Source organism: Enterocloster citroniae, from assembly GCF_040545455.1.
Lineage (GTDB): Bacteria > Bacillota > Clostridia > Lachnospirales > Lachnospiraceae > Enterocloster > Enterocloster citroniae.
Window position 1 is genome coordinate 131,346 of the sequence record NZ_JBEPLZ010000007.1, and the last position, 13,343, is coordinate 144,688.

Genomic DNA, 13,343 nt, shown 5'->3' on the forward strand with positions numbered 1-13,343 from the left:
TCTCCCTACCAATATTAATCATTATATTGTTTCCGAATCACTTCCATTAGATTCAGATGATACTCAAATTGCTGTCGATCTTTTTCCACTATGGAGGTAAGGATCATTCCTGAAAACCATGAAATAATTGCTGTTAATGCTACGAATCCACTGACGATCAACGTGGGGAAATTTGGCACAAGCCCTGTCCTAAAAAACTTCAACAATATAGGGAAAAACATAAGCGCCGCTATCACAAACAGGCACACGGACAGACCTCCGAAGAACTCCATTGGACGGTAATTCTTATAAAGTCTAAAAATCGACTTCAGCACCTTAAATCCGTCCGAATATGTATCGAGCTTTGATTCGCTTCCCTCCACACGGTCACGATATTCTATGACCACATGATCCACCATCATGTTTTTATCAATGGCATGGATTGTCATCTCCGTTTCAATCTCAAACCCTTTAGACAAAACAGGAAATGTCTTTACAAACAGATAACTTAAAGCGCGATATCCTGTCATAATATCGCGCACATTTGTTTTAAACAAATGATTGATTGTGCTCCTCACAAGGGAGTTGCCAAGATTATGAAACGGTCTCTTGTTTTCCTCGAAATAAGTAGATGAGAGCCTATCTCCCACCACCATATCCGAATTGTTTTTCAACACCTTATCCGCCATCTCTTTCCCATACTCAGCGGGATAGGTGTCATCTCCATCTACCATCAAATAGCACTTCGCGTCAATCTCACGAAACATCCGCCGGATCACATTCCCTTTTCCCTGCTTGAATTCCTGTCGGACGATCGCACCCGCCCGGCGTGCAAGCTCGGCTGTTTGATCAGAGGAGTTGTTATCATAAACATAGATTGTGGCCTCCGGAAGCTGGCGTTTCCAATCATTTACAACCTTCTCAATGGTTTTGCTTTCATTATAACATGGAATTAACACCGCTATTGTGTCCATCTTCTTTTACACCTTCCGTACTCTCTTTCATAAACATGATTTTAGGCGTCATCAATATCAATTTCAGATCTAAAAAGACTGAATATTTTCTGATATATGATAGATCCAGCTTCAGTTTATCATAAGAAGTCGTGTTATATTTACCATAGATCTGTGCATAGCCGGTTAACCCAGCTTTTACTTTCAACCTGTCATGAAATTCAGGAATTTCCTTTTCTATTTCCTCTGCCAGCTCAGGCCGCTCAGGTCTGGGGCCAACAACGGACATCTCTCCCTTTAAAATGTTCCACAGCTGCGGCAATTCATCCAGCCTGGTTCGTCTTAGAAATTTCCCTACCGGCAGAATCCTGTCATCATGATCTGACGCCAGTCTTGCGCCTGTATCCTTTTCCGCGTCTTGTATCATGGTCCTAAATTTGCAGATACTGAAGACTTTTCCATTCTGGGTAAGACGGTCCTGGCGATAAAACACCGCTCCTCTGTCCGTGCATTTTATCATCAATGCAATCACCGCAAAAAACGGAGAAGATAAGATCAGCCCTAAAACCGAGAACACAATATCCAGGATACGTTTTACAAAACGCTGTTCAATCTGAAGCCCCTCATTTCTGGATAGCAATAAAGGCGAATCAAAAATATCCAGTTCCGATGACGTACGAATTAATATATCCGATATCTTAGGTACACTGTAGGTGCGAATCGATTCCTTAAAGCATAATTTCATAAGAAGATTTCTTTCATGGGACGGTACGTCACCTATGATGATCGCATCATAATTAACCGCCAGCTTCATTATCTCTTCTTCGCCCATACTTATATGGACCGCATCTTCAAGATAATACTTATCCTCCCTGGAACTAATCTTATCGCGCAGGTGAAATGCCGGCCGATCCCCATATACCAGCAACAATTTCTTAGGCGGAAACATTTTCCTATATATCCATTGAAATATATTAGCCCATAGTGCAACGATACAAAATTCAATAAGGCTCATAAATAACATTGGATAAACAGACTGCAGCTCCTGGTCAAGCAGCGATATTTGGATGTATGTAATGATATTAACAAAAATAATTGACAAGATCTGCGACCAGATCAAATTACCCTTTTTCAAATATGCTATCTTAAAGCCGCCATAAGTTTTGTAAAAGAATACCAGCAATGAAGCATACAAAAGAACGATCAGCCAGTTTCCTCTACGCCAAAAGGGTCTCTCAATAATCTTGTTATAATATCCATTCCACACAAACCAATATACAATCACAACAAAAAGAATTGCATTAAACGAAAAAAGGAATTTTATTAACCGTTTATACTGTTCGTATTTTTTCACTTGTATCTTTCCTCAAAAAATATTTTAAGCACCTTATCCAGTATAACACCTGCTTAATCCTCCGGCAACGGTATCTTCTGGAAGATGGGATCTTGTGTCCCGTACTGCCGACAGCCCGATCATCATAAGAGTCAGCATTACCGGAGCTACCATCGGTACGCTGATATTGACAAATGCCTGGGCACCATAACAAATAAGCGCGGAAACGATCGCAATTACAGCAGGTTCCTTTTTAGCACCTTGAAGCATTTTCCATATGGAAGCAGACAGCAAACCAATATAGCTTATCAGACCTGCAATTCCAATTGTGATCAAATATTGCAGATACTCATTATGGACACTCTCAAATTTCTCTCCATACCGGCTCACCATATCTTCATAATAATTATATTTTGTTATTATTCCAAATGTATCCGGACCATATCCAAATATTTTGTGGCTCAGTGGGAAACGCTGGTAACTTTCCATTCCAATCCGCCATATATACCCCCTGTGGGTTCCCCAATCATCATTAAAAAGTAAGTAGCCTGATAGTGAGCCGTATTTATCCGCATTTCCTCTGACATTGACATCATAAAGAACAAACGCCATCAGCAATACAACAATAACGATAATTGCCAGCCAAATATATCTTCCTATGTTGCTTTCTCCCCTACCCGTATTCTGATTTTTCATCCTGATATCTAATACATAAAGAGCTGCAACCATAAGCCAAAGTGCAATTACAATATAGGCCAATTTTCCATAACCAGACACCACATTAAACAGCCCGCTGATCTCCATGACATGATCCGGAATTTTCTGGGTAAGAAAGTCAATCAGCTGAAACTCTGAAAAAAGAACAGCCAGCATCAATATATAATGTTTAAATCCTTTTAAATTTGAAAAAAGATATAGCGGCAAAAATCCGTATAAAGCCGCAAGGGCCAGATATGCATTATCGCTAATCCCTGTAATTAGTGAAAATAATGATACGGTAAAACATACAAAATACCATATCTTTTTATAAAGGTTAGCCTCAATTGCAAAGAGAACGGAAGACATTCCCATCAGTAATGCAATAAAGGACGTATAAGTATTAATATTACCGATCGTGGATGTGAAGGTCTTATAATCCTTATCAATTAAATCCACCTTAAATCCCAATGGATCATACTGGAAATAATGAAGTATTCCAACTATACATACGACCATGCCTGCTACAAGAAAAACATCTAAATACCACTGTTTAAACCTCAAACACTTAGTGATCAAAAAAAAGCTGACCGTATAAAGGATGATCAAAAACAAACCGCAATATCTTCCTTCATTTCCCCAGAAAGATTCATAAAAATACTCTGATTGAAAGGTAGAGATGGCTGCTGCAAGAAAAAAGCATATCATAGCCCAATCAGGTGCCGAAAGCGACTTGATACTGAAACCTTTCATCACCTCCCCCATACCCCTTCCGTCAGGCTGGTCTTTCTCTTTGGAGTCATATACAATCGCCACAATAAGCATCACTACAGCCATCAGGATCACTACAGCACAATAAAAGTGATACTTAAAGGATAATATATCAAAATAGTAATCCCGAAATATCACTGGCACGCCAGCTATAATAAGTAAGGTAAAAAGGCCAGTGACCACTGCATTCATCCGTTTCCATTCAGATCCGGGGCCCCCCTTGCCGTTGGCATCACTCTTTATATTTGAATCATTCATAGTTCTTGGTCTCCTTCTTATTTTGAGAACTATACAATCGTTAAATTGCTAAACCCATTATGGACGCTTCCTGCCAGAAGCCAGTTCTCTCGGATTTTCCCTGTATCCACAGGTATACTTAGCAAATACCTGATTTTAGAACATATATCAGTATATCATTTTACCCCCAAGAACGCAACTTTATGACTTTTAAAAAAAGAGTTGCTTTTATTTATTTTTCTATTAAAATCGTATGATATATTATTGTTTTCGTATTGGATCTTCGTTACTTCCCAATTTCTCCCCCATCCCCCATTTTTGATCCCTTTATTTTGCACCTCCCGATAATTTTCCTTATCCGAAGTATAATCAACTCGTAATGCAATAAAGGAATTTCAAAAAGTATTTCAAAAAGAAAAAGGAGAGTGCATTAATTATGAGAAAGCAGACAAAATTAGTTGCTGTATTATCAACAGCAGCACTGCTCGCTATTGGTGCATCCATGACATCTTTTGCGGCTCAGGGTTGGGCTGAGGAAGATGGTACTTGGGTATACTATGATAGGAATGGCGACAGAGTAACCGATAAGTGGGCAAAGTCCGGTAATAACTGGTATTACCTGGATAGCGATGGCGAGATGGCTATCGACACCCTGATCGAGGATGGCGACAACTACTACTATGTAGATATCAATGGCGTTATGGCTTCCAATCAGTGGGTAGCTATTGACAATGAGGACGCTGGTGAGGATGATGAGCCAGAGCATTACTGGTATTACTTCCAGGCTAATGGTAAGGCTTTAAAGAACAGCGGAGACAACATTGCATTAAAGACCGTTAACGGTAAGAAATATGCGTTTGATGATGAAGGCAAGATGCTGTATGGCTGGGTAGCTGCTGATAATGCAGAGCGTATCGACAATACAGACGGCGATGCTTTCAAGGATGGCGTTTACTACTTCGGCGGCGAAGATGACGGTGCTATGACCGTTGGCTGGCTGCAGATGGATATCACATATGATGAAGCAACCAATGATTATGAGATTGCTCCAGTATTTAATGATGATGAGGATCAGAGCCGTTGGTTCTACTTCAAGTCCAATGGTAAGAAGGTTCAGTCTGATAGTTCTGACGATACCAAAGAGAAGACCATCAATGGTAAGAAGTATGCATTTGACCAGTATGGTGCAATGGTAGCTGAGTGGTCTCTGGATATTGCAAAGGCAACTTCTAACTTAGGAACAAATAGTACAGCTGCTGTTGAGAAGACAGGTAATTCTGCTCAGTATTCCAGAGCATGGAGATACTTCAACAGTGTAGAAGACGGCGCTCGTGTAAGCAAGGGCTGGTTCAAGGTAGTAGCAGCTGAGTACCTGAACGAAGGCAAGTACAATGATGATGAAGATGCATGGTACTATGCAGATGGAAGCGGCAACCTGTACGCAGGTGAGTTCAAGACCATCAAGGGCAAGAAATATGCATTCAGAAATGATGGCCGTATGGTTAATGGCCTGAAATTCATCAAGGAAAGCGATATGACAGTAGTTGCTGATGATGATAACAGTCATCCATTTGATACTGAAGATGATTTCATCACCAGTGCTCAGTGGTTCAACCAGAATGATTACCTTTGCTACTACTTCGGTGATGGCAATGATGGTGCTATGAAGACCAACAAGACCAGCATTGCAATTGATGGAGATAACTTTAACTTCTACTTCGAGAAATCAGGCTCTAAGAAGGGCTCTGGCGTGAACGGTGAGAAGGATGACAAGTATTACCTTGCTGGTATGCTGTTGAAGGCTGGATCTGATGATAAATATCAGGCTATCCAGGATGTAACCGTAGCAGGTAAAGCAGAGACATGGAAAAAGTTAGATGATGCTCAGGCAGTGCTCTCTGTAGTTACACCAACATCTGATACAGTAACTGAGGCTAATGTTGCTGCTGCTAAGGCTGCTGCTTCTTCCTTCAATAAGAAAGCTTCAGATCTGAAAGAACTTTATGTTCTGCCTACAAATACTCTGAAACTCATCAACACATCTGGTAAGGTTGTTGATAAGAAGGGCAAGAGCAAAGATGGTAACGATTATGTTTACGTAACTGATAACAGCGGCGTAATCAGAGTTATCTATGTTGAGGACTAATTCTATTTAGTACTTTGACTTTAACAATTAAAATTTAAGGGGGAAGCGTTGTGACTGATGATTTTATATTATTAGTCGCAGCGCTTCCTTTTAATTTAGGAGGAACTATATGTTGAAAAGACATCTTGCAATACTTGGACTTGCTATGACCCTGTCATTGGGAACAGCAGCCCAATCATTTGCTGATACAGCAAGTAGTATAACTATGGAAAGCAGCGGTGCATACTTATTTGAGTGGCGTCCGGTGGACTGTGGTGACGGGGTATCCTTTGCAATACTTGTAGGTGGCAATACGGTTAATGAAAGCGATGTTATCTTAAACCGCGGTTATGATTATGCCTACACATTTGAACCATCGACATATTCTCGGCCATGGGGGACAGTGCCAGACTTAGTAAATATAGATGGTGTCTGGGGAATTCCCGAAAACTGGTCTATCCTTCCGGAAGGAAGTCAGCCTACCATGCAGATTGTATTGAAGACAAATTACAAGAACCTGGATACGGATAAGCGTTATATTCATGTGGTTCATCTGCCAGGTAACGTAGATTCATCCACCCTTCCTGCGGATGTGCGCAAATATTTGATCAATGTAGATGGTTCTGATGCTGGCGCATATGAAGGAACTGAGACCAGCGGATGGGTAAAAAATGCGAATGGACAATGGACCTACAGAAAAAGTGATGGTTCCTTTGTTACCGACAGCTGGCTTACGGTAGATGAAAAAACATACTATATGGATCAAAATGGAATTATGTTGGCAGATACATACGCTCCGGATGGCACATATATAAATCCAAGCGGAGTAAAGGTGAGTTATAAACCGGGCTGGGTTTCTGACGATAAAGGCTGGAGATATATTCAGAAAAATGGTTATTATGCATCCGCTACCTGGTTGCAGGATTCTGATGGTAAGTATTATTATTTTAATATCGGTGCTTACATGGCAGTTGACACCACCACGCCAGACGGCTACCGCGTAGATGCTAATGGAGTATGGGATGGTCAGGCAAGTACAATCGTCAATGAAGTAAACCTTGGACCTGGAATGTCATCTGCTGCGGGATGGGAATCAGTGGGTACTGATTGGAAATTTAAGCAGGAAGATGGTACATATGTGACCAATGCATGGAAACAGGTTGATGGAAAATGGTATTATTTTAATGAAAGTTCATTAATGGTTACCGATCAGACCACGCCTGACGGTTACTATGTTAATGCTGATGGTGTTTGGATACAATAATAAATCATTGTAAATTAAAGGACGAATCCGTGGAATGCATATTCTTTGGGATTCGTCTTTTTACTCTAATTCACATATCTGATCATAAGATATTAATCCCATTTTATTACTCTTATCTTTTGCATAATCTATAACAGATTGTGTAAAACCACTTTTAGAAAAGAGCATATAGTATTTTTCTGAAAATTGAAACAATTCTCCCCTCTCAATCAAAACATGAACTACATCCATATCAATAGGTGCGTTTCTCCACTTACATTCGCCGAATAAGGCGGACGAGTCCTGAACCGCCATGATATCTATTTCTTCCTGACATTTTTTCTTTGGGTTATTTCCCCACCATCGTCCAACATTTCCAATAGCAAAGGGCAAGGTTCCATACACTCTATGATGAAATAAATATTGTTGGCAGATATTCTCAAATATTTTCCCCATGAAATTATTGATCTGGGGCTTTACCAATGTATTGTAAATGGTTTCGCCGACTCCCCGGGTAATACTGCTTAAATTAGGACGTACAAAACGATACCAAAACAGAAACATACTATCCTCAAGCTGATATAATGTTTTTCTGCTGGTGGAGTGCTCTGTTATAGGAATCTCTTTTCGTACAATGCCTAAAGAGATCAATGAGGATATTTGATTGCTGCACCCACTGGTTTCCAAACCCACCTTTGTTGAAATATCATTCAATCTGCTGGCACCACTTGCTATTGCAGAAATAATAGAATGATAGGAAGCTGGCTCTTTTAATTCCTGCTTTAAAAGATTTATGGGTTCTTCAAATAAGCGTCCACTTTCGTCAAAAATCAAATCAATAATATTTCTATCCAGGCTTTCGTTACATTTGATCCTAGAGAGATATTCAGGTATTCCTCCGGTAACACCATATAGAACTGCCTGATCTTCGTCTGAGAAGCCTAGAAGCAAGCTGCGCGCCTCAAAGAAGGTGAATGGATGTATTTTAAACTGAGCCGTTCTGCGGCCATACAGAGGGCTTTTATAGCCTAATACCTGCTCCTCCATAAAACTCATTGAAGAACCGCATAGGATAAGAAAAAGTTTACTGTTTTTCCAACACTGATCAATATGGCTTTGAAGCATAGAGGATATTGCAGGATAGGATGCTGCAAGGTATGGGAATTCATCAATAGCAATAATGATGCGTTCCTGTTTTTTACATAAACCATCTATATGATTTAACATATTATTATAATCCGTAAATTCAGAACAGGCAGCCTCTGGCCCTGTTGACAATAGAACCTTGGATAAACCCGATAAGTTCTCCTTACGGGTACCCTCAATTGCCATGTAGTACACAGCCTGCTTATTCTTAATAAATTCATTGATCAGAGTTGTCTTGCCAACTCTCCTTCTTCCATAAAAAACAACAAACTCAAATTGATTGCTGTTATAAAGTGATTCTAATTTTTTCAGCTCGCGCTCACGTCCTACAAACATAGAATACCTCCATTATACTAATCATACAATTACTAATTGATTGATTAGTAATTGTATGATTAGCATATCACTTTATAAGGATATTTTCAAGATAAATACTTCTTATTAAATAGACACTTTTCGCATCAATTATATAAGTTTGTATGGTTTGTATATGTCTTTCTATAATTTTCCTTATCCGAAGTATAATCAACTCGTAATGCAATAAAGGAATTTCAAAAAGTATTTCAAAAAGAAAAAGGAGAGTGCATTAATTATGAGAAAGCAGACAAAATTAGTTGCTGTATTATCAACAGCAGCACTGCTCGCTATTGGTGCATCCATGACATCTTTTGCGGCTCAGGGTTGGGCTGAGGAAGATGGTACTTGGGTATACTATGATAGGAATGGCGACAGAGTAACCGATAAGTGGGCAAAGTCCGGTAATAACTGGTATTACCTGGATAGCGATGGCGAGATGGCTATCGACACCCTGATCGAGGATGGCGACAACTACTACTATGTAGATATCAATGGCGTTATGGCTTCCAATCAGTGGGTAGCTATTGACAACGAGGACGCTGGTGAGGATGATGAGCCAGAGCATTACTGGTATTACTTCCAGGCTAATGGTAAGGCTTTAAAGAACAGCGGAGACAACATTGCATTAAAGACCGTTAACGGTAAGAAATATGCGTTTGACGATGAAGGCAAGATGCTGTATGGCTGGGTATCCTCTGACAGTGCAGAGCGTATCGACAATACAGACGGCGATGCTTTCAAGGATGGCGTTTACTACTTCGGCGGCGAAGATGACGGTGCCATGACCGTTGGCTGGCTGCAGATGGATATCACATATGATGAAGCAACCAGTGATTATGAGATTGCTCCAGTATTTAATGATGATGAGGATCAGAGCCGTTGGTTCTACTTCAAGTCCAATGGTAAGAAGGTTCAGTCTGATAGTTCTGACGATACCAAAGAGAAGACCATCAATGGTAAGAAGTATGCATTTGACCAGTATGGTGCAATGGTAGCTGAGTGGTCTCTGGATATTGCAAAGGCAACTTCTAACTTAGGAACCAACAGTACAGCAGCTGTTGAGAAGACAGGTAATTCTGCTCAGTATTCCAAGGCATGGAGATACTTCAACAGCGTAGAAGATGGCGCCCGCGTAAGCAAGGGCTGGTTCAAGGTAGTAGCAGCTGAGTACCTGAACGAAGACAAGTACAATGATGATGAGGATGCATGGTACTATGCAGATGGAAGCGGCAACCTGTACGCAGGCGAGTTCAAGACCATCAAGGGCAAGAAGTATGCGTTCAGAAATGATGGCCGTATGGTAAGTGGCCTGAAGTTTGTCAAAGAAGATGGTATGTCTGTAAAAGCTGACGATGATGATGATTATCCATTCGATACTGAGGACGATTTCATCGAGAGCGCTCAGTACTACAATGCAAATGATTACCTTTGCTATTACTTTGGTGATGGTGAAGACGGCGCTATGAAGACCAACAAGACCACTATCTCAATTGATGGAGATAACTTCAACTTCTACTTCGAGAAATCAGGTTCTAAGAAGGGCTCTGGTGTAAACGGTGAGAAGGATGATAAGTACTATCTTGCTGGTATGCTTCTGAAGGCCGGATCTGATGACAAGTATCAGGCTATTCAGAAAGTAAGTGCTGATGATGAAGTAGAGACATGGAAGAAGCTGGCTGATGCTAAGGAAGTAATGGAAGTTGTTACACCAACATCTGACACTGTAACCGATGAAAATGTAGCTGCTGCTAAGGATGCTGCTTCCTCCTTCAATAAGAAGGCTGATGATCTGAAAGAACTTTATGTTCTGCCAGAGAATGATCTGAAACTTATCAATACATCCGGTAAGGTTGTTGATAAGAAGGGCAAGAGCAAAGATGGTAACGATTATGTTTACGTAACTGATAACAGCGGCGTAATCAGAGTTATCTATGTTGAGGACTAATTCTATATTAGTACTTTGACTTTAGCAATTAAAATTTAAGGGGGAAGCGTTGTGACTGATGATTTTATATTATTAGTCGCAGCGCTTCCTTTTAATTTAGCGGGAGGAACTATATGATAAAGAAACACCTTATAATATTCGGGCTTGTTGCAGCCCTTTCTGCGGGAGCAGCAGTACAATCATTTGCGAATACTGCAAACAGTATAACCATGGAAACCAGTGGCGCATACCTGTTTGAGTGGCGTCCAGTTGACTGTGGTGATGGTGTATCCTTTGCTATACTTGTAGGTGGTAATACAGTTAATGAAAGCGATGTTATCTTAAACCGTGGTTATGATTATGCTTACACCTTTGAACCAATGACCTATTCAAGGCCTTGGGGTACGGCGCCGGATTTAGTTAATGTGGATGGCGTATGGGGGATTCCAGAAAACTGGTCTTCATTACCGGAAGGGAGCCAGCCTACTATGCAGATCGTATTGAAAACAAATTATAAGAACCTGGATACAGATAAGCGTTACATTCATGTAGTTCATTTGCCAGGTAACGTAGATTCGTCAACACTTCCTGCAGAAGTTCGTAAATACTTGATCAATGTAGATGGTTCTGATGCTGGTGCATATGAAGGAACTGAAACCAGCGGATGGGTAAAAAATGAGAATGGGCAATGGACCTATAGAAAAAGTGATGGTTCATTTGTTACTAACAGCTGGCTTACTGTAGATGAAAAAACATACTATATGGATGAAAATGGAATTATGTTAGCGGATACATATGCGCCGGACGGCACCTATGTGAATCCAAGCGGAGTAAAGGTAAGCTATAAGCCAGGATGGGTTTCTGATGATAATGGCTGGAGATATATACAGAAGAACGGCTATTATGCGGCATCTACCTGGTTACAGGATTCAGATGGCAAGTATTACTATTTTAATATCGGTGCTTACATGGCAGTTGACACCACTACACCAGACGGATACCGTGTAGACGCCAATGGAGTATGGGATGGTCAGGCTAGTACGATCGTCAATGAAGTAAACCTTGGACCTGGAATGTCGTCTGCTGACGGATGGGAATCGGTAGGTACTGATTGGAAGTTTAAGCAGGAAGATGGTACATATGTAACCAATGCTTGGAAACAGGTTGATGGGAATTGGTATTATTTTGATGAAAATTCCTTAATGGCTACAGATCAGACCACACCTGACGGTTATTATGTCAATGCAGATGGTGTTTGGGAACAGTAACATGTTACACATCCGGGACTTATTTGTTGTTCCTTTAATAAAAAGACGAATTCCAAGGCAAAGCTTTAGGAATTCGTCTTTTTACTTATCTACTACGCATTTGTTTTAGTTATGACTGAACCCAAACCCCATCAGCATTAACGTAATAACCATCTGGAGTTTCCTGGTTCGTAACCATTATAGAATTTTCATCAAAATAGTACCATTTTCCGTCAACCTGTTTCCAAGCATTGGTCACATAAGTACCATCTTCCTGAAGATATTTCCAATTGTTATCGATTTGTTCCCATCCGCCTGAAGATGACATTCCTGGTCCAAGATTTACATTATTAGAAATTGTGCTTGGTTGGCCATCCCATACACCATCGGCATTTACATAATAACCGTCTGGCGTTGCGGTGTCAACCGCCATATATGCACCAATATTAAAATAGTACCATTTTCCATCTGCATCCTGTAACCAGGTTGAGGCAGCATGATACCCATTTTTCTGGATATATCTCCAACCTTTATCATCAGAAACCCATCCTGGTTTATAGCTTACACGTTCACCACTTGGATTTAGATAGGTTCCATCCGGAGCATATGTATCAGTAAGCATGACTCCGTTACCATCCAAATAATATGTTTTTTCATCTACAGTGAGCCAGCTATTGGTTACAAATGTTCCATCATGCCTTCTATAAGTCCATTGACCATTATCATTTTTTTCCCACCCACTAGTTACTGTTCCATCATAAGCACCAGCATCAGAGCCGTCTACATTAATTAAATATTTGCGTACTTCTGTGGGTAAATCGGAAGCGTCAACACCATTCGGGAGATGGACAACATTTATATACCGTTTATCGGTGTCAAGATTTTTATAGTTTGTTTTGAGAACAATCTGCAAAGTTGGCTGTGTTCCTTCTGGTAGAGATGACCAATTCTCAGGAATTGCCCATACACCATTTACATTCACTAAATCCGGCACTGTACCCCAGGGCCTTGAATAAGTCATTGGTTCAAATGTATAGGCATAGTCGTATCCACGGTTTAAGATAACATCACTTTCACTGATAGTATTTCCACCTACTAGAATAGCAAAAGACATACCGTCACCGCAGTCTACTGGGCGCCACTGAAAAAGAAAGGCGCCACTGTTTTCCATAGTTATACTATTGGCTGTATCTGCAAAAGCTGTAAATGAGGATTCTATAGACAAAGCTAGGATAAGCCCAAACACAGCAAAATGCTTTTTTATCATCAATCGTACCTCCTATAATCATTTTAATATTTGTATAGCATTTATAGCAAAAAGAAGCGCTGCGA

9 protein-coding genes are annotated in these 13,343 nt (G+C 40.4%); 4 read left to right on the plus strand and 5 right to left on the minus strand.

Annotated elements, in window-relative coordinates:
* Positions 1–14 precede the first annotated feature (14 nt).
* From ABID13_RS11665 to ABID13_RS11675, 3 genes are read right to left on the minus strand one after another with little or no spacing between them, the layout of a single operon-like run.
* The gene (locus ABID13_RS11665; protein WP_048928988.1) at positions 15–953 is read right to left on the minus strand and encodes a glycosyltransferase family 2 protein; all 939 of its coding nucleotides are present in this window, start codon (positions 951–953) and stop codon (positions 15–17) included.
* Positions 919–2,286, minus strand: coding sequence for a sugar transferase (locus tag ABID13_RS11670; protein ID WP_048928989.1), 1,368 nt, complete (start codon positions 2,284–2,286; stop codon positions 919–921). Before ABID13_RS11670 ends, ABID13_RS11665 begins: the two co-directional genes overlap by 35 nt.
* A gap of 33 nt (positions 2,287–2,319) precedes the next feature.
* A complete protein-coding gene (locus ABID13_RS11675; RefSeq protein WP_082173764.1) occupies positions 2,320–3,990 on the minus strand; it encodes an O-antigen ligase family protein in 1,671 nt (556 codons plus the stop codon).
* Positions 3,991–4,405: 415 nt separating this feature from the next.
* Between ABID13_RS11675 and ABID13_RS11680 the strand changes: the two genes are divergently transcribed.
* A complete protein-coding gene (locus ABID13_RS11680) occupies positions 4,406–6,115 on the plus strand; it encodes an N-acetylmuramoyl-L-alanine amidase family protein (protein ID WP_354021038.1) in 1,710 nt (569 codons plus the stop codon).
* Between the two features lie 109 nt (positions 6,116–6,224).
* The gene (locus tag ABID13_RS11685; protein ID WP_048928995.1) at positions 6,225–7,358 is read left to right on the plus strand and encodes a PspC-like choline-binding domain-containing protein; all 1,134 of its coding nucleotides are present in this window, start codon (positions 6,225–6,227) and stop codon (positions 7,356–7,358) included.
* Between the two features lie 60 nt (positions 7,359–7,418).
* Here the strand turns inward: ABID13_RS11685 and ABID13_RS11690 are convergent, their stop codons facing one another.
* Positions 7,419–8,819, minus strand: coding sequence for an ATP-binding protein (locus ABID13_RS11690; protein WP_048928994.1), 1,401 nt, complete (start codon positions 8,817–8,819; stop codon positions 7,419–7,421).
* Between the two features lie 256 nt (positions 8,820–9,075).
* Between ABID13_RS11690 and ABID13_RS11695 the strand changes: the two genes are divergently transcribed.
* Positions 9,076–10,785, plus strand: a complete 1,710-nt coding sequence (locus ABID13_RS11695) for an N-acetylmuramoyl-L-alanine amidase family protein (protein ID WP_354021039.1) — start codon at positions 9,076–9,078, stop codon at positions 10,783–10,785.
* Positions 10,786–10,898: 113 nt separating this feature from the next.
* Positions 10,899–12,032, plus strand: coding sequence for a PspC-like choline-binding domain-containing protein (locus ABID13_RS11700; RefSeq protein ID WP_048928990.1), 1,134 nt, complete (start codon positions 10,899–10,901; stop codon positions 12,030–12,032).
* A 109-nt stretch (positions 12,033–12,141) separates the two neighbouring features.
* Here the strand turns inward: ABID13_RS11700 and ABID13_RS11705 are convergent, their stop codons facing one another.
* Positions 12,142–13,278, minus strand: a complete 1,137-nt coding sequence (locus tag ABID13_RS11705; protein WP_048928991.1) for a PspC-like choline-binding domain-containing protein — start codon at positions 13,276–13,278, stop codon at positions 12,142–12,144.
* Between the last annotated feature and the right edge of the window lie 65 nt (positions 13,279–13,343).

Bases quoted from the DNA above. Each gene is read 5' to 3' on its own strand.
- ABID13_RS11665 (WP_048928988.1), bottom strand. From the start codon at position 953: ATGGACACAATAGCGGTGTTAATTCCATGTTATAATGAAAGCAAAACC.
- ABID13_RS11675 (WP_082173764.1), bottom strand. From the start codon at position 3,990: ATGAATGATTCAAATATAAAGAGTGATGCCAACGGCAAGGGGGGCCCC.
- ABID13_RS11680 (WP_354021038.1), top strand. From the start codon at position 4,406: ATGAGAAAGCAGACAAAATTAGTTGCTGTATTATCAACAGCAGCACTG.
- ABID13_RS11685 (WP_048928995.1), top strand. From the start codon at position 6,225: ATGTTGAAAAGACATCTTGCAATACTTGGACTTGCTATGACCCTGTCA.
- ABID13_RS11690 (WP_048928994.1), bottom strand. From the start codon at position 8,819: ATGTTTGTAGGACGTGAGCGCGAGCTGAAAAAATTAGAATCACTTTAT.
- ABID13_RS11695 (WP_354021039.1), top strand. From the start codon at position 9,076: ATGAGAAAGCAGACAAAATTAGTTGCTGTATTATCAACAGCAGCACTG.
- ABID13_RS11700 (WP_048928990.1), top strand. From the start codon at position 10,899: ATGATAAAGAAACACCTTATAATATTCGGGCTTGTTGCAGCCCTTTCT.
- ABID13_RS11705 (WP_048928991.1), bottom strand. From the start codon at position 13,278: ATGATAAAAAAGCATTTTGCTGTGTTTGGGCTTATCCTAGCTTTGTCT.